Source organism: Halonotius pteroides (assembly GCF_003605635.1).
Classification (GTDB): Archaea; Halobacteriota; Halobacteria; order Halobacteriales; family Haloferacaceae; genus Halonotius; species Halonotius pteroides.
The window spans coordinates 19,682-37,905 of sequence record NZ_QMDW01000025.1; the positions used below are offsets into that span (position 1 = coordinate 19,682).

At 60.5% G+C, this 18,224-nt stretch carries 19 protein-coding genes; 6 read left to right on the forward strand and 13 right to left on the reverse strand.

All coding sequences use genetic code 11. The features are described 5' to 3' along the window. The first annotated feature begins 136 nt into the window (after window positions 1-136). Window positions 137-1,330 (forward strand): RNA-guided endonuclease InsQ/TnpB family protein, encoded by a 1,194-nt coding sequence (locus DP106_RS13015; RefSeq protein ID WP_120085967.1) that lies wholly within the window; start codon window positions 137-139, stop codon window positions 1,328-1,330. A gap of 240 nt (window positions 1,331-1,570) precedes the next feature. Here DP106_RS13015 and DP106_RS16430 read toward each other — a convergent pair whose 3' ends face one another. From DP106_RS16430 to DP106_RS13025, 3 genes are all read right to left on the reverse strand, one after another. Beyond that, window positions 1,571-1,699, reverse strand: coding sequence for a hypothetical protein (locus DP106_RS16430; protein ID WP_276310092.1), 129 nt, complete (start codon window positions 1,697-1,699; stop codon window positions 1,571-1,573). Between the two features lie 123 nt (window positions 1,700-1,822). Then, window positions 1,823-2,641 carry an agmatinase gene (gene speB, locus DP106_RS13020; RefSeq protein WP_120085969.1) on the reverse strand — a complete coding sequence of 273 codons (819 nt, stop codon included), beginning with the start codon at window positions 2,639-2,641 and terminating at the stop codon, window positions 1,823-1,825. Next, complete coding sequence (locus DP106_RS13025; RefSeq protein WP_120085971.1) at window positions 2,641-3,015, reverse strand: translation initiation factor IF-5A; 375 nt, start codon at window positions 3,013-3,015, stop codon at window positions 2,641-2,643. Before DP106_RS13025 ends, speB begins: the two co-directional genes overlap by 1 nt. Window positions 3,016-3,110: 95 nt before the next feature. Here DP106_RS13025 and DP106_RS13030 point away from each other — a divergent pair, with 95 nt between their 5' ends. After that, window positions 3,111-3,752, forward strand: a complete 642-nt coding sequence (locus tag DP106_RS13030) for an L-threonylcarbamoyladenylate synthase (RefSeq protein ID WP_120085973.1) — start codon at window positions 3,111-3,113, stop codon at window positions 3,750-3,752. On the opposite strand, the gene DP106_RS13035 is transcribed toward DP106_RS13030, so the two are convergent. Beyond that, the gene (locus DP106_RS13035) at window positions 3,749-4,411 is read right to left on the reverse strand and encodes a CRISPR-associated protein Cas4 (protein WP_120085975.1); all 663 of its coding nucleotides are present in this window, start codon (window positions 4,409-4,411) and stop codon (window positions 3,749-3,751) included. The two genes, DP106_RS13030 and DP106_RS13035, sit on opposite strands and share 4 nt — an antisense overlap. Before the next feature lie 70 nt (window positions 4,412-4,481). Next, window positions 4,482-5,081 carry a conditioned medium-induced protein 4 gene (locus DP106_RS13040; RefSeq protein WP_120085977.1) on the reverse strand — a complete coding sequence of 200 codons (600 nt, stop codon included), beginning with the start codon at window positions 5,079-5,081 and terminating at the stop codon, window positions 4,482-4,484. Window positions 5,082-5,183: 102 nt separating this feature from the next. Here DP106_RS13040 and DP106_RS13045 point away from each other — a divergent pair, with 102 nt between their 5' ends. From DP106_RS13045 to DP106_RS13055, 3 genes are read left to right on the forward strand one after another with little or no spacing between them, the layout of a single operon-like run. Continuing rightward, on the forward strand, window positions 5,184-5,771 hold the full coding sequence (locus DP106_RS13045; protein ID WP_120085979.1) for a biotin transporter BioY: 588 nt from the start codon (window positions 5,184-5,186) through the stop codon (window positions 5,769-5,771). Further along, window positions 5,768-6,469: an energy-coupling factor ABC transporter ATP-binding protein gene (locus DP106_RS13050; protein ID WP_120085981.1), complete on the forward strand. Its 702-nt coding sequence runs from the start codon at window positions 5,768-5,770 to the stop codon at window positions 6,467-6,469. Before DP106_RS13045 ends, DP106_RS13050 begins: the two co-directional genes overlap by 4 nt. A gap of 2 nt (window positions 6,470-6,471) precedes the next feature. Further along, on the forward strand, window positions 6,472-7,191 hold the full coding sequence (locus DP106_RS13055; protein ID WP_120085983.1) for an energy-coupling factor transporter transmembrane component T family protein: 720 nt from the start codon (window positions 6,472-6,474) through the stop codon (window positions 7,189-7,191). A 29-nt stretch (window positions 7,192-7,220) separates the two neighbouring features. On the opposite strand, the gene DP106_RS13060 is transcribed toward DP106_RS13055, so the two are convergent. The 3 genes from DP106_RS13060 to DP106_RS13070 all read right to left on the reverse strand — a co-directional run bounded on the left by DP106_RS13060 (window position 7,221) and on the right by DP106_RS13070 (window position 9,207). Then, the gene (locus DP106_RS13060) at window positions 7,221-7,541 is read right to left on the reverse strand and encodes a 4Fe-4S dicluster domain-containing protein (RefSeq protein ID WP_120085984.1); all 321 of its coding nucleotides are present in this window, start codon (window positions 7,539-7,541) and stop codon (window positions 7,221-7,223) included. Between the two features lie 37 nt (window positions 7,542-7,578). Next, window positions 7,579-8,295: a type 1 glutamine amidotransferase gene (locus DP106_RS13065; protein ID WP_120085986.1), complete on the reverse strand. Its 717-nt coding sequence runs from the start codon at window positions 8,293-8,295 to the stop codon at window positions 7,579-7,581. 126 nt (window positions 8,296-8,421) lie between these two features. Next, entirely contained in the window at window positions 8,422-9,207 is a 786-nt protein-coding gene (locus tag DP106_RS13070; RefSeq protein ID WP_120085988.1) for an alpha/beta fold hydrolase, read from the reverse strand. Between the two features lie 124 nt (window positions 9,208-9,331). Between DP106_RS13070 and fer the strand changes: the two genes are divergently transcribed. Beyond that, window positions 9,332-10,012 carry a ferredoxin Fer gene (fer, locus tag DP106_RS13075; protein WP_120085990.1) on the forward strand — a complete coding sequence of 227 codons (681 nt, stop codon included), beginning with the start codon at window positions 9,332-9,334 and terminating at the stop codon, window positions 10,010-10,012. A gap of 46 nt (window positions 10,013-10,058) precedes the next feature. Here fer and DP106_RS13080 read toward each other — a convergent pair whose 3' ends face one another. The 5 genes from DP106_RS13080 to DP106_RS13095 form a co-directional block, all read right to left on the reverse strand. Then, a complete protein-coding gene (locus DP106_RS13080) occupies window positions 10,059-12,434 on the reverse strand; it encodes an efflux RND transporter permease subunit (RefSeq protein ID WP_120085992.1) in 2,376 nt (791 codons plus the stop codon). A 71-nt stretch (window positions 12,435-12,505) separates the two neighbouring features. Further along, window positions 12,506-13,741, reverse strand: coding sequence for a COG1361 S-layer family protein (locus tag DP106_RS13085; protein WP_165857899.1), 1,236 nt, complete (start codon window positions 13,739-13,741; stop codon window positions 12,506-12,508). Between the two features lie 397 nt (window positions 13,742-14,138). Then, window positions 14,139-16,907 carry an alanine--tRNA ligase gene (alaS, locus tag DP106_RS13090; RefSeq protein ID WP_120085996.1) on the reverse strand — a complete coding sequence of 923 codons (2,769 nt, stop codon included), beginning with the start codon at window positions 16,905-16,907 and terminating at the stop codon, window positions 14,139-14,141. Window positions 16,908-16,974: 67 nt separating this feature from the next. Continuing rightward, entirely contained in the window at window positions 16,975-17,151 is a 177-nt protein-coding gene (locus DP106_RS15945; RefSeq protein WP_165857900.1) for a hypothetical protein, read from the reverse strand. Between the two features lie 105 nt (window positions 17,152-17,256). Beyond that, on the reverse strand, window positions 17,257-18,224 hold a 968-nt coding region (locus tag DP106_RS13095; protein ID WP_133305148.1), incomplete at its 5' end, for a DUF4399 domain-containing protein.

The window sequence follows — 18,224 nt, forward strand, 5'->3', positions numbered from 1 at the left end:
CTCTCACCGCACTCGTTTTTCAATTAACCGCAAGGTGGAGTCCCCTTCCTCAAGGAGCGACCGAAGGGGAGCGAGTAGGGAGGGGAGGAGCCGACTAACCGTAAAATATAAATACTGTTTGTGCTTTATTGAATATATGGCGTCGGACGACGAGTACCACCGTCGCACGCTCATTACTCGACTTGAGCTTCGGTCAGCCGAGGATGAGCAACTGCTCCTCGATACCATTGACGAGTGGCGCGACGGCTGCAATACCGGCAGCGACCTCGCATGGGAAACCTGCCACACTAAGTCCGATGTCAGAAATCACGCCAAAGACACGATCAAACAACAAACCGAGCTGGGCGACCAACACGCCACGCTCGCCTGCCATGAAGTCGCAGGTGCGATTAAATCCTGTATTGAACGTCGAAAACAGGATAAGAAGGCCACACGACCGCAGTTCACCAGCCGGTCGATGGTCTTCGACCGGCGAACACTCACCGTCTTTCCCGACCAAGAGAAGATCACGCTCACGACGCTAGGCGACCACTCCAGAGTCCACGCGAATCTCGAACTTCCGGAGAACCCGGATGGCTACCAGTACGACTACCTCACCGATGATGAGTGGGAGTACACTGAGTCCACGCTGCATTATCGGGATGGCGAGTGGTACATCCACCTCGGGTATCGAATGCCAAAACAAGACGCTGATGAGTCAACGACGCAGTACGGAGCGGTACTGGGTGTTGACTTCGGCGTTAACCAGATCGCCGTCACTAGCACGGCGCGGTTCTTCGATGCCGGGGAACTGAACCACTATCGCCGGGAGTGTGAGCGTATCCGTGGTGAACTCCAAGAGACAGGCACGCAGTCAGCCCACCGGACAATTGAGCAACTGTCAGGACGTGAAGATCGGTACGTGAAGCACGTCCTGCATAGTGTAGCGAACGGGATCGTGGACGAAGCTCTTGAGCATGACTGCGCTGGGATCATCTTGGAAGACTTGAGCGACATCCGTGAGGACTTACCGTTCGCCCAATGGCACTCGGAGTGGGCGTTCCGAAATCTCAAAGATTTCGTTGAGTACAAAGCCGAGTACGAGGGGTTGTTTGTGGATACACTCGACCCACGAAACACATCGAAACGGTGTAATGAGTGCGGGTTCGTCCATGACAACAATCGTCACAGCGGCGATTTCGAGTGCCGCCGCTGCGGAAAGCAGAATCACGCAGATTACAACGCGGCGAAGAACGTGGCTGAATTGTATCTCCTCCGGGGTCATCAGCCGCCTCGTGGGAGGAGCGTCAGTCAATACGCTCTGAAGTCAGGATCGCGGACGCCGAGTTGAGGATACACCTCACACCAGCTTGTCGCTGGGTAGAGGCCGAGATCACTGACAAGCCCCACCCTCAACGAGCGAACCCTACTGGGTGAGCGAAGTAGGGTGGGGTCGTTGACATCGACAACACGGTTCTAGCCGCAATCCTCGCGTATCATACCGACCACCGCAGGTCTCCGTGCTGTTCTTGTATCGACCCATGTGCTATAGTCTCATCCGAAACCCAAACGGGAGGCTTTCGGGTGGAGATCACTCAACAGGGATGACGCCACGCCGCCACAACAGATAGGCGACCACACCAGCAACTGCGGTCACGGTTACAAGAAAGACCGCGATCTCAAGTAGCCCTGCACCGCCGAGCGTCCCTCTCGGTAACATTGTGTGTCGGCGTTGTGTTCCCCACAGCAAAAGCGGTCGGATTCTCCGAGCCTCGCCTACAGACGGCCGACCGCTATTGACACATACTATCGCCGGTGCTGAACCGTTCGTCTATGATCGTTCTCACGGTGTCGTATTCGCCGCGTGGTGATACACAAACGTCCGGAGTAGTTTGCCAGCCAGTGCGGCGGCCTGCCCATCATCGCGGTCGTTGACCTCAACGACATCGAAGCCCGCAGCGGCCGGCGCGACCGCGCTGACAAGCCGCTGTAGCTGTTGGGGCGTCAGCCCGCCGGGCTCCATCGTCCCTGTTCCCGGGGCGAAGCCCGGATCGGCGGCGTCGATGTCAACGCTCAGATACACCACCTCGTCGTCGAACGCCGGTGGGTCTGCCAGCCAGTCGTCGACAGCGCCGGGTTCGACGACGGTGACATCGGCCTCGGCGGCGCGTTCCCACTCGGCTTCCGACCCGGTGCGTGCACCGATGATGATCGCTTTCTCTGCTGTGTCCAGCGTGTGGTTCGTCACACACGCGTGGCTCCATTCGGTGCCATCGTACGCTTCCCGGAGATCGAGATGAGCGTCAAGACAGACGAAGACATCTGGATCGACCGCCTCGACAGCTGGGACGGTCACCGTGTGTTCGCCGCCGAGAACGAGCGGGATGGCGTCGTCCCAAACGATATCGCGGAGCTGGCCGCCAAGGTAGTCGATATATTCCGCTACATCATCCCATGCACGCACGTCACCGGCGTCGTGGACGCCGAGCTCAGTGAAATGCTGTGCTGTCTGATAATCGTAATCGTCGAAGGAACGAGCGAATCGCCGGATTTCATCGGGCCCGAATCGGGTGCCCGGTTGGAACGTGGTCGTCGCATCCAGCGGCGCGCCGACGACCACATAGGAAGCAGCTTCGCGGTCGGCGGTCGCGCCCGGGAACATCACACGACCTTTCGCTGGCCCTCGTATTCGAGGTACTCGATGTCTTGGTCGCTTTCGAAGGATTCGCCTTCGGGAATCCGCATGGTAAACGTCTCGTAGGTGTCGAGATCCATCACTTGGGCGTCATCGCCGGTCACCGAGACGACCTGACCCTGTTTTCGCTCGATGATCGGCACCCAGACCTTCGCGTCGACCGGCTGGCTGAAGCTCCGTTTTCGCTCGTCGAAGACGCCTTTCCCTTCGACGCGGGCCTTCGCACTCCCGTGTTTGCCCGGTTTGGCCGTGCTGTAGTGGTTGATCGTACACGGCGCGTCATCCATCATCACGTAGCTGCCCTCTTGGAGATCACGAACCTGCTTCTGCTCTCGTGGCATGTCCTGTTGTTTTCGAGGAGCCAGTATAAACGGTTTGGAACGCGCCGGTTGGGTCGATCAGCACCCTTTTTTCACCCGCCCGGCGACCCTACAGCATGCCCCCTGCTGATCGCTCCGATCCAGCCCCCGAGACCGACACGTTCCCCTCTGCTGTCGATGACGCGCTTGCTGCGGCCGCCGCGGCGATTGCACAGTGCGAGGCGGTTGTCTATCCAACTGAAACCGTCTACGGACTGGGAGCCGACGCAACCGATGCCGACGCAGTCAGGCAGGTTTTTGAGATCAAGGGCCGGCCCCGCTCGAAGCCACTGTCGGTCGGCTTTGCTGACCGCGAGATGCTCACGCAGTATCTCACGCTGACCGACCGCGAGGCGGCGTTTTGCGACCGCTTTCTGCCGGGGCCGGTGACTCTGCTTGTCGCTCGCGACGGTGTGTTTCCCGACAGCTTAGTCGACGGCGGCGATACCGTCGGCGTTCGGCTCTCTGACAACGCTGTTGCCCGCGAGTTGGCCCGTCGTGCTGGCCCGATTACCGCCACCAGCGCGAACGAAAGCGGCTCGCCGAGCGTTCGCCGTGTCGACGCCCTCGACGCGACGATCATCGACGCTGTCGGTGCCGTCGTCGACACCGGCGAGACGCCGGGCGGCGAGAGTACCGTTGTCGACGTCGCAACCGGCGAGATCCATCGTCGCGGCCCGCTTGCCGGAGAGATCGAGGCATGGCTCGCCGACCACTAATCACCTTCCAACCCGAGCAGCGATTTTAGCGACCGGGTCGATACGCCACACTCCGTTCGGTACTCACAGGATTCACATCTGCTGTCGTTGACGCGTGGCGGCGGCCCATCCATCGCCTGAACCGTTCGCAACACCTGCCGGTAGGTCGCTGTGCGCCGCGTCGTCAGCGGCACGTCTCGGACAACGCCGACAGCCGGATACTCGATAAGCGTCCGTGGGATCTCCTCGTTTCGTTCCCAGGCGAGGGCTTTGGCGGCGGCGACCGCCCGAACGGTCTGGGGGTTCCAGACGCCGTTATCGGGCGGTTCACCCGGCGAGATCAGTGTCGGCGTCGGTGGCTCGCCGGGAATGATCTTGTGGAGTATCCCAGCACAGTCCTTCCCCTCGACATAGTAGTCGGTCTCGGCAGGTTCACAGAGCCCTTCCCATATCGGTCGCGTCGACAGCGACGCAAGCGCCTCGCGGTAGGCCGCCGGCGACCGCTTGATCGGCACCGCCGCCAATGTCTCGTCGTCGGCTTCTCGGAGCTCACGGTAGCGAAAGGCGAGCTGTTGTGTGTTTTCGACCGACGCTGGCGGCCCCTCGTCGTCGTGTTTGCGGGCGTAGTAGAGCTGGCGGGGACAGTACGCCGCCCGGCTTAGCTCGCTGAACGTCGGCATAGCTCCGGATGGCCGCGGCTTGGTATTTGAACCCTCGGGGCGCAACCGCCGTTCCGACGAACGGTGCAGCTCAGAACGAGACGTCAGTTTCCATGTCCTCAGTTGCCTCCTGAAGCCCGTCTTCGTGAGCATCGGCGGCGAGACGATTCGTGAGATCGGCGTCGGTCAGCAGCTCGGCAAACTCATCGCGGAAGCGGCTGTTGGCTCGTGTCGATCGCTGGTCGGCAGCTGCCACCTCGCTATACTGCTGTGCGGTCTCGACGGAGACAGCAAGCTGTTCAGCGCGGTCTTCCAGCGACATGTCCTCCGCCAGCAGCTGACGCAGTCGGTTGAACTCGAAGGGGGCCTCTCGCTCGGCATCCCGAACAAGATGGAGATCGAGCCGGGCCTGTCGCACGCTCGCCGGCTCACAGTCCAGTGTCGCCGCGATCGACTCGTCGTCTTCGTCGTTGTGGAAGCCACGCAGCACCGCAATCAGGTCGTCGGCCTCCAGCGATGTCTGAAAGTCGTACTGGTCGCGCATTCGATCGATGAGCGTCCGGAGTCGATCGCCGACATCCGTCTCGTCGTCGGTTAGCGACCCCGGCGACTCCGATTGGGTTTCGGTGACGGTCTCCGAGTCGGTTGTCTCCATGAAGATGTCTCGGAGCTCTTCGGTCTTTTCGTCCATGGATCGAACCCCAGCGGGTGCGGATATAAAACCCTGTCTCCGTGATGTGGCCGTGCTTCGTAAACCAACAGATTAAATCAGGTTGACAACGGCGGATCCAGTATGGCACGTGAAGAGACGGCGTCGATCGATCTTGTTGACGCCGAGACGGTCAGGCAATTAAGCGCGGCCGTCATGCTCGCCGCCCTGACGGCGGTACTCGCACAGTTTTCGATCGATCTTCCGGGTGGCGTTCCCTTTTCCTTTCAGCCGTTTGGGGTCTTCGTTGCCGGACTCCTGTTGGGCCCGGTGTGGGGGGGCTTCTCGATCAGCCTCTATGTTATCGTCGGGCTGGCTGGCGCGCCGGTGTACTCGAATGCGGCCGCCGGCCTTGGCTATGTGCTCGGCCCGACCGGTGGGTTCCTCGCCGGCTTTGTGGTCGCCGTTGTTGTCATCGGTGCTGTCGCCCACCGGTCGCTGACGCCGACCCCGATCAGTTCACTCTCGGTGATCCCGACGGCGATCGCGTTGCTTGCCGGCCTCGTCGTCATCTACCTGATCGGGTTGCCGTGGCTTGCGACCGTTAACGGGTGGACGCTCACCCGGGCGGCGTCGTTCATGGCGCCTTTTGTTGTCGGCGATCTGCTCAAAACGGCGATGACGACCGGGGTCGTTGCTGGCGGCACCGGGCTCCTGGCCGACCGACGATGATCACCGTCGACGGCCTCACACACGCATTCGGCGCGACGACCGCCGTCGACGACGTGTCGTTGATGATCGATGACGGCGAGTGGGTCGTCCTCGCCGGCCCAAACGGCAGCGGCAAAACGACGCTTGTCCGGCATTTTACCGCCCTGCTTGAACCCGATGCCGGGATGGTTCGGGTCAACGGAACACCTGCGGCCAACGACCCGGTGGCTGCCCGCACCAGCGTCGGTATGGTGTTTCAGTCGCCGCGAGAGGGGTTTGTTGGCGCAACCGTCGGCGCGGACGTGGCCTTCGGCCCTGAAAATCTTGGGCTCGATCACGACGAGATCGACCGCCGTGTCGATGACGCGCTTGCGGCCGTTAATCTGGACGGCCGTCGCGACGAGCGGATCGACGCGCTGTCAGGTGGCGAGCAGGCCCGGGTCGCCATCGCTGCCGCGGTGGCGATGGAGCCGGATCATCTCGTGCTCGATGAGCCGTTTACCGGCCTCGATTGGCCGGCCCAGCGGTCGGTGTTGGAACACCTCGACGACCGGTACGCGGCGGGCATGAGCATCATCGTCGTCAGCCACGATCTCCGCGATCTCTTTGACCGGGCTGATCGCGTGATCGGGCTGGAGGCTGGCTCGGTTCGCTTTGATTTATCGCCGGATGCGGCCCGCGACCGCCTTCCAGAGATCGACGTGCGACCGCCGAGTTAGCGATGCTCACCTACACGCCCGGCTCGACGCTTGCCCACCGGCTTGATCCACGGACGAAACTGGCTTTTCAGTTTGCGTTCGCGCTTGTGGCGTTCACAGCGTCGACCGCGCCACAACTGTTCGGCGTGCTCGTCGTCGGGCTTGGCTCCCTCCGACTTGCTTCGGTGTCGATTCGGGCGGTGTTGCGTGCGTACCGGGTTGTTATCCTCATCTTGGTACTTGGGCCGGTGGTTGCTGCGGTGACACCCGGCCCGCCGTGGCTCCGGCTTGCGCCCGCACTCATCTCGTTGCGTTCGGTCGCGCGGATTATCCCGATCCTGTTTGTGAGCGCGGCCTTCATTCACTCCACGCCGATCCGCGAGACGCGGGCGGCGATCCAGCGGACGATCCCCGGCCGGCCGGGCCAACTGCTCGGCGTTGGTGTTGGGCTCACCTTCCGCTATGTGCCGGTGTTGCGTGCGGATCTCCGGACGGTGCGGGATGCGATCCGGGCCCGCAACGGCGACACCCGCTCGCTGTGGGAACGCAGCCAGCGACTCACGGTGCTGCTGGTTGATCGCGCGCTTCGCCGCTCCGATCAGCTGGCTGTCGCCCTGCAGGCGCACTGTTTCGCGTGGAATCCGACGCTGCCACGACTCCAGTTCAGCCGACTCGATATCCCGGTGTGGCTCCTGTCGGTCGGCTTCGTCGCGGTTGCTGTTGTCGATCTGCTCGGTCTCTAACGCAAAAACGGGGGACAGGGATCGATCGACTACTTCCGGCTGCCATCGACATCAATCGCATCGACCGGACAGATATCAACACAGAGCATACAGTCGATACACTGGGATTCCCGTGTCGGTTCAACCTTCTCCTCGCTTTTCGGGTGGCCGGGGGTGTCGACCCAGGTGAACACGTCGACCGGGCAGTTTTCGAGACACGCGCCGTCGGCGACACAGATGTCGTAGTCGACGGCGACGTGGGTGCCGTGGATGCCCAACTGCTCGGGTTCGTCGACGGGGCCCCAGACGGTCACCCCGTTTTCCTCGCCGACGCGGTCGCGGTTCTGATCAAAGTTCGGATCGATCGCCATTACCAACGCTGGGCGTGTCAGTCACTTAAGCCCGCCGTCAGGCCGTGGCCTCAGCGTGGCGGCTCTCGGTTGTGACCGCACGAACGTACTGCGTAAAGTTCTCAAAGAGCCCTTTGGCCTCGCAGGCCGCCTCGTAGTTGTCGGAGGTAATCGACTCCAAAACGGCGTCGACCTGGGCGTCGCCGACCCGCTCGCGTTTGTCCTCGGCGATCTCGTGGGCGGTCTGCATGTCATACTCGGGGTGGAACTGCACGCCCCACGCGTGGCCCTTTCGGAAGGCATGGACACCGTGGTCGTTGCGTGCCAGCAGCTCCGCCCCCGGTGGGAGATCGACGACGGTGTCGCCGTGGCTGGTAAAGACGGTAAATCGCTCGCCGATCCCTGCAAACAGTTCGTCATCGCCGACGCGTTCGATCTCGTTGTACCCCAACTCGAAGTCGTCCATGCCGGCGACCCGGCCGCCCAACGCCTCCGCAAGTGCTTGGTGGCCGTAACAGACGCCCAATGCTGGCAGACCACCATCGACCGCTGTCGCAATGAACTCGATCAGCGGATCGATCCACGTCTCATCCCAGTAGACCGAGGCCCGTGAGCCGGTGATGACGATCGCATCGTAGCCGGCTGTCGAAGCCGGGAGCTCGCCGCTGGCGGCGTCGAACTCGACGAGATCGGCGTCGAGCTCCCGACGGAAGTTGCGGATATTGTTGTCGTCGTTGTTGGCTGCCTCCAGCAGCGCGATCCGGGGCCTTCTCATTGCCAGCCCTTCGGTCGCCCGACAACAAGTGCCTTGCGTCGCCCGCGAGGGCTGCCGCTCCCTCGGAGCCGGTCAAGCGCGCTCGATCACGCGGCTCCACCGACGTGCAGCCGTGAACCGCCAAGATCAGCGATCGGCGACTGACTCGATAAACCCAAGCAGGAGATCGTTGAGCGCGGCCGACCGCTCGATCGTCACGAGGTGGCTCGCCTCCGGATACGAGGTGAACTCTCCGTTTGGTAACTCCTCGGCCAGCCGCCGGCTCGCCTCGGGGTCGACAACCGGATCAGCGCCGCCGAAAACGACCCGAACTGGGAGTGTCAGCTCATACAGCGGCTCGGGATCGAATCCGTCCAGTGCGGCCAGTTGCGCCTCTCTGGCGGCCGGTGTTGCGTCCTCCTCGCCGCGCCACTCGACGATCCGTTCGACCGGCGCGTCCTCGCGCTCACAAAACGCCGCCGACAGCAGGCTCGTCGTCGACGCCCGCAGGGCCGACTTGTCGGTCGGATCGGGACTGAGCGGCTCAGGATCGAATGTTTCACCGCTTGGTGGCGTTCCAATCACCGTGAGGCTCTCCGCGCGATTTGTCCGCCGGGCGGCCGCTAATGCGACCGCGCCGCCCAGCCCACAGCCGACGAGATGGGCTGTTCGGATATTGCAGTCGGCCAAGACGGCTTCGAGATCACCAACGAGGTCGGCCATCGCGTAAGGGCCATCGGGGGCGTCCGAGCGGCTTGCCCCGCGGGTGTCGATGACGACGACCCGGCAGGGGCCGGCGAGCGCGCCGTACTGCCAGCTCCACCCCCAGGCGCCGAAGCCGAGGTCGCCGAGGAAGACAACCGCTGGCGCGTCGGGGTTCTCGCCGGCTTGTGTGTAGTGGATCGCACCGTCGTCGCCCTCAGCGTATGGCATATCCGGAGGCTGGTCGGCCAGCTATGAAAAGGGCGCGACTCCCGAGTTGGGCGTGGGACTCCCCGGCACCGATCGGCTGTGAGCGAACGTTTAATCCCCGTCTGTCGCCTACCAGTTGACAGTAATGGATCCGTTTGCGGTGCTCGGTGTTGACCGCGATGCTGACGACGAGACAATCAAGCGGGCCTACCGCCGTCGGGCAAAGGAAACCCACCCCGACCGCGGCGGCAGCGATGCTGAGTTCAAACGGGTCAAAGACGCCTACGAGGCGATTCAGGCTGGCGAAGTCGATGACGACACCGAGGCCTTCGTCGACGATCTCGGCGCGGACGCCGGCGACCCAGCGACCGGTGACCCGGTGACACAGCCCGAACCGGATCCCGATACCGAGGTCACCTATCTCAACTACGCGGTACTCGCCGACCACGGCTGGTCGCTCGATGACGACGATCTCTTCGAGAAAGCTGCGGCCGCCGATCTCGACGAGGTCGATTACGGTCAGTTCACCGTCGAAGACGAGCAGAGCCTGCTCGACGCCGCTGAGGCCAGCGGTCACGCCTGGCCGTTTGCCTGCCGCGGCGGTGCCTGTGCAAACTGCGCGGTCGCTGTTACTGATGGCGAACTCTCCCAGCTCGTCGATCACATTCTGCCCGACGAGCTCACCGATGAGGGAATCCGGCTCTCCTGTAACGGCAAACCCGAAAGCGACTCCTTGGAGGTCGTCTACAACCTCGAACAGCGGGATGATCTCGCCGATCTCAAACTCCCGGCCGATCGGTTCAACAAGGCCCGCGCCGACGACTAAATTCGCTTCTTGCTGCGTTGGTAAAGCTTCCTGAGCTGTCAGCTGATCAGACGGCCTTGTAGGTGTTTGTCCACCGTGCCAGTAGGAGTGCTGTTGCAGGCAGGAACACGAACGCGGTTACAAGCGCGAACGTCATCGCGAGGGCAACGGCGATCCCGAAGTTGGCGAGCACCGGGAACTGTGAGATGCCGAGCGCGCCGAAGCCAAACAGCGTGGTCGCACCCGAGCCGATAACCGGCCGTGATTTCTGTACCATCGCCTCCCACATCGCCTCTGCCGGGGTGGAATCATGGACGTATAGCTCCTCTTTGAACCGTTGGTGAACGTGGATCCCGTATGTGATCCCGGCTCCCAGCGCGATCGACCCTGTCGCCACGGTCAAGGGGTTCCATGGGATGCCAAGCGCGTACATTGCCATCGAGATCAACATCACCGCACTGACCGCGACACTCACGATGAGCAACACCGCCTCACGAGCCGACCGGAGTGCCATCATCAGAAACAGCGTTGCTATCCCGAAGCTCAACACCGTCATCGGGTCGCGCCCGGAGGTGACGTTCTCGATGACGTTTCGGTTGACAACTGGCTTCCCGGTTACGGCTGTCCGTTCGGTTGAGAGATGACGATCCGCGATCGCCTCCGTATCGTCGATCAGATACCGAACCTCCTTGCCCTCGATATCAGCGACGAACAACTGAATCAAAACCCGGTTCGGCGTCGCTGCCCGCGAGCCGATCGGCATCAGCGCTGATTCGGCCTGCCTGTCGACGATCGTCTGCAGGGTCTCACGATCACGTGGGATACTCCCGTGTGTCATCTCGACGGCCGTGGCGGGGCTCATCGCGGCGTTGACATCCTCATGGTCTTCGATCGCGGACTCAAACTCTGCGGCCCGTTGGAACGTGGTTGGTGAGTAGGTGTCCTGTCCCTCGACAACGAGATACATGACGTTCGGGCTTTCAGCGGTCTCTTCGAGGGAGGTCAGATCATCACGCTCCTCGATATCCGGCCAGTAGTCAAGCATCTCCTGGGTCGTTGAAACATCGTGGTACACCGTTGCCCCACCGCCGATCGACGCAACCAACAGCAACACCACGAGCACCGGTGAGGCGGCGATCCCGTCGGCGAGATAGCCCACCACCCGCTCAAACAGCGGCTGCTCGGCGGTGGACTGCGATCCGCCGTCAGTCGCTGTCGATGCTCCGCTGTTCGACTGGTCTGTCGCCTGCTTTTCAGCCGGATACTCGTCGGTATCGAAGTGGACAAGCAAGGCGATAAGCAGTGTCAACGAGAGGCCCGTCGCCGCAATGACACCGAACGCCGCAGTCGCGCCCAACTGTCGGGTTGGTGGCACCGCAGAGACAAGCAACGCGCCGAGCCCGATCGAGGTTGTTGCCATGGCCAACAGCAGCGTGTTGCCTGTTACCCGCGCGGCGGCAGCAGCGGCCTCAACAGGCTGGCGGCCTGCCTCTCGTTCCTCGATGTATCGCGTCTGCAACTGGAGACTGAAGTCGATCCCAAGCCCCAGTGCGATCGGCAACACACCGAGCATGATCGCATTGAAGTTGAAGCCGACAACTCCCATCATGCCCAACATATAGACGAGTGCGACAAGGGCCGTTCCAACCGGCAGGAACACCTTCCAGGTATGTCGTAACCGACCGCGCATCACGAGGAAAACGACGGTAAAGATAATCCCAAAGGCGACCGCAAACAGTTGGATCATCTCCGGCAACATTAGCCCGAACGCCGCGTTCTCGAAGACCGGCGCGCCGGTGACAGTGACATCCACGTGTGGCGGAATCTGCACATCGTCCGTCTTATCGTTCACCGTGTCGGTGAGGAATCCCGCTGCTGTCCCCGGGAGGAAGCCGAAGTACTGATTATTTGCGTCAGGGACATCAGCCTCACCGTACGTCGCAACCAACAGTGCCGTTTCATCATCGGGGTTGACGTTGTTGACCAACGCTTCAGCACTCGTCCCCATCGATTCGACGCGGTCGATTGATCGCCGAACCCCCGTTTCTGTGTTTGGAATGGTGCCGCCATTCCCCCGTCGCACCACATCTGCGAGACTGGTAACGCTCGAGAACCTTCCGGAGTCGGCATAGCTCTGATCGAGTCGATTGATCGTGCGTATGGTCTCTGGACTGTACAGGTGATCCGTTTCGACCATGACAAAGACGTTGTTGCCAACGTCGAAGCTGTCATCGGCTTTCACCTCCTGCCAGTTTTGATTCGTCTGTGAGTCGTCATCGATGTACAGCTCCATTCCCAGGCTCATCTGGACGGACGCCCCGGCCACAACGAGCGACAGCAGTGCGACGACAGCAACAGCACTAAATACTGTTCGGCGGTTCGTTGCGGCAAACCGGCCGAGTCGTTCGAGCCCGTCACGAAGTGGCTGCGATGGATCGCTCATAGATTACCGATCGCGTATGGCTGGGGGTGAGTCACCAGTATCGACTATTTCGACAGCGTGGGACACAGTGGTTAGCTCCATGGGAGGATCTCCGGTCGCTGCCGGGCGTACACTGCTGTTCCTGCGAGTAGTAGTCCACCCCCCGCAAAGGGAATGATCGAGAGCAGTTGGACGCCATCGTCGGCTGTCACATCAACCGGCAGCTGATATGTTTCGGACATCCGCGAGATGCCCCGTTCGTCCTCGTAGCTGAAGTCGAGATCTGCGGCGTACGTTTTCGGGTTGGCATCGGTCGTTGCGGACAGCCCAAACGTTACCGTCGCAGATTCACCGGGGTCAAGTGACTCGATATAGCCATCGTCATCATCGCTATCGAGCGGGGCACTCGTGCCCAAACTCGCTTGGATATCGGTGAGTCGCTGGTCGCGGTTGTTGGTTACTGTGACTGCCACCAGCCGAGCGGAACCGACTGCGACTGTGGAATTTTTGACACCGACGTTGAAATCGTTACGCTGTGAGCCAACTCTGGCTCCGACTGAGAGATCCTCATCTCGGCCATCGATCCCCTGTTTGTCGGTATATGTGGCATGCCCGTTGAGGTTGTATAATCTCGCTGGAGCACCCGATCCAACCCTAACCTCGTAGGTAACCTCTGTCGTCTCACCCGGTTTGAGTGAATCGATGCGTGAAACAGCCCCTGTCCCACTCCCGAATCTAATTTCCGGGCTCTGTGAGGAGAGTGACACAGCGACATCCTCCGCGGCTTTACCTCCCGTATTCTCCACAGTTACCGGGAAGAGACCTGTTTCGTCGGCTCGCAGCTGCGTATCATCAGCCCGTGTTAGTTCAAACTGCGGGTCGTCGCTGATCTCAAAGGTGACTGTTTCAGTTCGTGTCTCAGTCGCCTCCTGTTCGGTGAACTCTCCCATCGTGCTTGTATAGGAGAATTCCATGTCAACAGTGGCTTTATACCGTCCTGGTTCTGCATTTTCAGGCACGTCGATCTCAAATCGTGCCGACCCAGGCCTGGCTTCACTCACCGATCCGATAGAGTGCTCGGGTGTTTCAACTGTCACTGGTGTGCCGCCAGCATCAAGTTCGACAACAACATTTCGAGCTGTGGTAACCCGCTCACGGTTCGCCGGCGCACCAGTGTTTATTTGTGCATTATTAGCAACTTGTACCGAGAGCGTCGTCGTTGTTCCGGGTTCTAACGTTGGTTCCGGCACGTATGCGTTTACATCTGGATCGCCGCTCGGAACAAGCGCGGTGCCGACTCCGGCGGTACTTCCGATGATAAGCAGCATTGATAGTATCGTGATTGCAACAATTCGGCCGACTCGTGATCGGTTGTGGTATTCCATAGTATAGGAACTTGCACACAATACTATCCGCACAGTATTAAATCTGCCGCACTGCGTAATCGAAGAGACCATATGCACTCTATGGACATATCAACCGTTTGAGCACGTGAGAATACCCCATACAACAGCTCATGACTCACACCGAACAAATGCAACCCGTGCTCTTCACACCTGTATCGAATGTATAGTATTGTTCAGTACAAACATATTGGACTCACCTACCAGTAAATGTGGTCGCCTTGCGGTCGACTGGACGGTGAGCGCTGTCAAGACAGCCTGCTGTCCGCTACGGCATCCGGCTCCATCTTGGATCACTGTGTCAGTTCGACTCCGCGACCACTCAAACGTTCAATACGCCGCGCAGGATTTCGGGCGCGTCCTCAAGTGCGTCCTCAAGCGCCTCAACATCCGGGCCGCCACCCTGGGCGAAATCCGGCGGGCCGCCACCACCGCCGCCGACCCGGCCCGCGAGTTCGCCGACGATCTCGCCGGCGTTGATACCGGCGTCGTCAGGGACGCCAACGACGAACTGCGCGCTGTCGCCCGCACCGCTGCCGAGGACGGCGACAGAGCCCTCCTCAACGAGGGCGTTGGCGGTCGCCCGGAGCTCATCGATATCGCTGTCGAGTCGCTGGACGACAACGGACTGGCCGTCGATCTCAACCTCGTCGGCTCCGGCGGTTGCCCGTACCTCCGCGAGTTCGTCTTTGAGCCGGTCGAGTTCCTTGCCGCGCTGCTTCCACTCGGTAAAAAACCGCTCTGCGGTCTCGGGGACATCATCAGGGTTGACATCCAACACGTCGGCCGCCTCGTAAAGGGCGTCCTCGGTGGCCTGGGTTGCCTCGATGGCGGCCTCACCGGCGGCGAAGGTGATCCGCTCGATCCCATCCTGTACCGGCTCCGTCGAGAGAATCTTGATCGCGCCGATCTCGCCGGTGCGGCTAACGTGGGTGCCACCGCAGGCCTGTGTGTCGTCGCCGACGTGGATGAGCCGGATGTTGGTTCCCGGCGGGATCCCACCCTGATAGAGGTCGAAGCCGTACTCGGCCTCGGCGTCGTTACGATGGGGCCACTCCTGGCTGACCGAGTGGTTTGCCCGCACCATCTCGTTGGCAACGCGTTCGATCTGCTTGATCTCTTCGCGGGCTAACCGATCGTAGTGTCGCACATCAAGACGGGCGGAGTCAGTGCGTTTCTGGGCTCCGGCCTGCCGGATGTGGTCGCCGACGACCTGTCGGGTTGCGTGGCCGATAATATGAGTTGCGGTGTGGTGGGCCATGAGCTGCCGGCGGCGGTCGGCGTCGATCTGTCCGCGGACGAACTCGCCTTTGCCGGGGTCGCTGTCGGTGCGATGGAGCACCACGTCGTCGACGAGCTGGACATCGGTGACCTCCGCGATCGTCTCATCGCTGGCAAGCGTCCCGTGGTCGGCGGGCTGGCCACCGCCCTCGGGGTAGAACATCGTCTGATCGAGGACGACATCGTACCCCTCCCCGGCCTCAAAGACGTCGATGACGACGGCCTCGAACTCGGTGCGCTCCTGGTTGTCGTAGTAGAGCTTCTCTGTTTCGGGGAGGTCGGCAAACCGCTCGTCGCGGTCGGCGTCGTCGCCCTCGTCGCCGGCGTCGTCGTGGCGGGCGGCCACAAGCGAGTAGAAGTCGTCGGGCACCTCGACGGTGGCGTCGGTGTCGGCGGCGATCTCGGCGACCATATCCGGCTGAATCCCGTGGGAGTCATACAGCTCAAGCAGCTGTTCAGTCGGGATCGGCTCGTCGCTGTCGGCGTACTCGGTGGCGAGCTGTTCGACCTTGCGACCGCCGCGCTCCAGCGTTTCGCGGTATTTCGCCTCCTCGGTGCGGACGATCTCCCGGATCGTATCTCGGTTTTCATAGCCCAGTCGCTCGGCCTGCATGTCGACGAGTTCGTCGAGCGGGGCGTCGATCCCGACGTTGTCGACGAGGCGTTTGGTGCGGCGCAACACCATCCGTGCGAGGTAGCCGGTGCCGACGTTCGAGGGAACGATCTCGTCGCCGAACATATACGCGAGGGCCCGACAGTGGTCGGCGATGGCGTAGATATCCTCCAGTGGCTCCATCAGCGCGGTGAGTCGGTCGACATCGACATCAAGACGGTCGGCGATCTCCCGGCGGGCGGTCGCCATATCCTCGGCCTCGTCGATATCCATCCGGCCGGCGAGCTTGGCGGTGCGGCCGATCAGTTCGCTTTCCTCGTCGGTGTGGTCGATCCCGGCGTGCTCCTTGAGCACCGAGATCATCTCGGGGTAGACCGCCTCGTAGACGGTTGGCGTTCCCTGGCTCATCCACGTCCAGCGTTCGAGCCCGTAGCCGGTGTCGACGACGTAGGTGTCCATGAAGGAGTAGGTGTTGCCGTCCTTCATCTCGTAGTCGCCGTCGGGATCCTGCTCCATACACATGAAGACCAGCGTCGCCAGCTCCGCGCCTTTGTAGATGACCTCGATGGCCGGGCCGGCGTTGCCGCCACCGACCCACGGATCCTCAATGTAGGTGATTTCGTCAAGATCGGCACCAAGCGACTCAAAGAGGCCGTCACAGAATTCGACGGTTTCGTCCTTCCAGTAAACTTCGCCCTCGTAGGCGTACTCCTCGTCGGCGTCCTCTCGGACGTTGAACGCATGGTGGCCCATCATCTCGAAGGCCATTGTGTGCCGCCCAGTCTTGCCGACGTTGTCGATATCCTGCATTCGGATACAGGGCTGGCTGATGCAGAGCGGGTTGGCCGGCGGCGGCGTCTGCCCGCTGGTGACCAGCGGCTGGAAATCGTAGATCGACGCCTGCGTTAGCAGCACGTCGTCGCGCCAGCGGTTGGCGGCGACCGGGTAGGGTGCGATGCGCTCGTGGCCGTTGTCCTCGAAATACGAGAGGAAGGCCTCTCGCATCTCCTCAAGACTGTGTGGCTCTGCGAAGCTTTCCTCGCCGATAAATCGGTAATCCTCACACGGTGGCTCCCCGCAGCGTTCTCGATCGTGGTCGCGTGTCCAGAAGAACGCCCCACAGGAGGGACACTCCTTCCGGACGAAATCTTCCGCCGCAAAATAATCGAGACGGTACTCCGCTTCGAGATCACTCATTACGCCTGTGTTGGCCTACGATTCGCTAAAAGCATTCCGACGACGGCTGAGAAATGGCGGTTATCAGTTAGCTGTCTGGCAGGTCTACAACCCGATCTGCTGCCTCGGCGTCTCGCTGTCTTCGGTCTTGAATCGCTGCGCGCATCGCTTCGGCTTCCTCGTCTGTGAGTATCCCTGCCAGTTCGCACAGCGACCGCTTCGTGTCAACTTGCTGTGTCGGCTCAGCGTTCGGTTCGTCGCTCATTGTTTTGACTACTGTCCTCGATTGATTAATTCGTATTGGCTCTACTGAAGTATTCAAATAAGAGACATATTTTAGTGGCTGTGCTGAATATAATGTGTTTACCTGTCACTTGTTAACTGAAAGATCCAACTCAACCTCAAACTTGACCGGAGAACTACTGATATCTCCTACACTTGGATTCACACTAAATTCGATTGGATTCGATGCTACTGGATCGGGCACCGATTCGAGTCCAGTTATGCTGACAATATTAACACTGTTGACCTCAACGTTGTTCGGCATCGCTATATCAAACTCATCTCTCCCACCGTCGGCACTGAGATTTTTCACAGCAAACGTGAGTGTGTGTTCACCCCCACTCGGATGAGGGATGTCTCCTGGTTCGATATTTACACTGTTGTTTGGAAGAGTAACTGTGCTACTCTCGGTTGTTTCTATTTGGCCAACCATACTGGAGTGGACAGTGCAGATGTATGAATTGATTCTATCTGCTAACTCATCAGTGAGAGTAAATGAAAGGGTATTACCAGAGTCGTTCCAGTTGACATCGCCGTCATTCTCAAATTCACCAGTCTGATTTCTTCCTTGCGATAACAATTTGTTCTGGTCTCCGTCACGAAATGCCAGTGGATGGATATTCCACCCCTCATTGCTGATAGTGTACCGAACGCCTGTTTCGAGGGTAATTGTTGGATTATCTCCTCCTGATGTCTCTACGTATTCCTCATTTGTAGAGAGGACTTCCCAAGCGTTGGCTCCAACATTATTCATCGTAAACGTGGATTGTTCAGAACTGGTGGAACCGTCAGCGGTTACACTCACAGTGTCAGTGAGGTCATACGCCCTGTGATTAGCATCACCAGCTTGTAGACGAACAGTGTGCTTCCCGGGATCAAGATCCAATTCGGCTGTCGTCTGCCCCCCACCATAGTGGTAGTATCCGTTTTCTTCGTTATTTGGAATTACTTCTCCGGCCGGTAGCGGTTGCTGATCCACGAGAATGTGGAAATGCCCTGCCCCGTCACTCACGCCACTACTTGCGGGTTCTATTGTAAAGTCAGTCGCCTCCATTT

Bases quoted from the DNA above. Each gene is read 5' to 3' on its own strand.
- DP106_RS16430 (WP_276310092.1), bottom strand. From the start codon at position 1,699: ATGTTACCGAGAGGGACGCTCGGCGGTGCAGGGCTACTTGAGATCGCG.
- DP106_RS13050 (WP_120085981.1), top strand. From the start codon at position 5,768: ATGATCACCGTCGACGGCCTCACACACGCATTCGGCGCGACGACCGCC.
- DP106_RS13065 (WP_120085986.1), bottom strand. From the start codon at position 8,295: ATGAGAAGGCCCCGGATCGCGCTGCTGGAGGCAGCCAACAACGACGAC.
- DP106_RS13015 (WP_120085967.1), top strand. From the start codon at position 137: ATGGCGTCGGACGACGAGTACCACCGTCGCACGCTCATTACTCGACTT.
- DP106_RS13055 (WP_120085983.1), top strand. From the start codon at position 6,472: ATGCTCACCTACACGCCCGGCTCGACGCTTGCCCACCGGCTTGATCCA.
- DP106_RS15945 (WP_165857900.1), bottom strand. From the start codon at position 17,151: ATGAGCGACGAACCGAACGCTGAGCCGACACAGCAAGTTGACACGAAG.
- DP106_RS13025 (WP_120085971.1), bottom strand. From the start codon at position 3,015: ATGCCACGAGAGCAGAAGCAGGTTCGTGATCTCCAAGAGGGCAGCTAC.
- DP106_RS13030 (WP_120085973.1), top strand. From the start codon at position 3,111: ATGCCCCCTGCTGATCGCTCCGATCCAGCCCCCGAGACCGACACGTTC.
- DP106_RS13060 (WP_120085984.1), bottom strand. From the start codon at position 7,541: ATGGCGATCGATCCGAACTTTGATCAGAACCGCGACCGCGTCGGCGAG.
- DP106_RS13035 (WP_120085975.1), bottom strand. From the start codon at position 4,411: ATGCCGACGTTCAGCGAGCTAAGCCGGGCGGCGTACTGTCCCCGCCAG.
- DP106_RS13070 (WP_120085988.1), bottom strand. From the start codon at position 9,207: ATGCCATACGCTGAGGGCGACGACGGTGCGATCCACTACACACAAGCC.
- DP106_RS13080 (WP_120085992.1), bottom strand. From the start codon at position 12,434: ATGAGCGATCCATCGCAGCCACTTCGTGACGGGCTCGAACGACTCGGC.
- fer (WP_120085990.1), top strand. From the start codon at position 9,332: ATGGATCCGTTTGCGGTGCTCGGTGTTGACCGCGATGCTGACGACGAG.
- speB (WP_120085969.1), bottom strand. From the start codon at position 2,641: ATGTTCCCGGGCGCGACCGCCGACCGCGAAGCTGCTTCCTATGTGGTC.
- DP106_RS13085 (WP_165857899.1), bottom strand. From the start codon at position 13,741: ATGCTGCTTATCATCGGAAGTACCGCCGGAGTCGGCACCGCGCTTGTT.
- DP106_RS13040 (WP_120085977.1), bottom strand. From the start codon at position 5,081: ATGGACGAAAAGACCGAAGAGCTCCGAGACATCTTCATGGAGACAACC.
- alaS (WP_120085996.1), bottom strand. From the start codon at position 16,907: ATGAGTGATCTCGAAGCGGAGTACCGTCTCGATTATTTTGCGGCGGAA.
- DP106_RS13045 (WP_120085979.1), top strand. From the start codon at position 5,184: ATGGCACGTGAAGAGACGGCGTCGATCGATCTTGTTGACGCCGAGACG.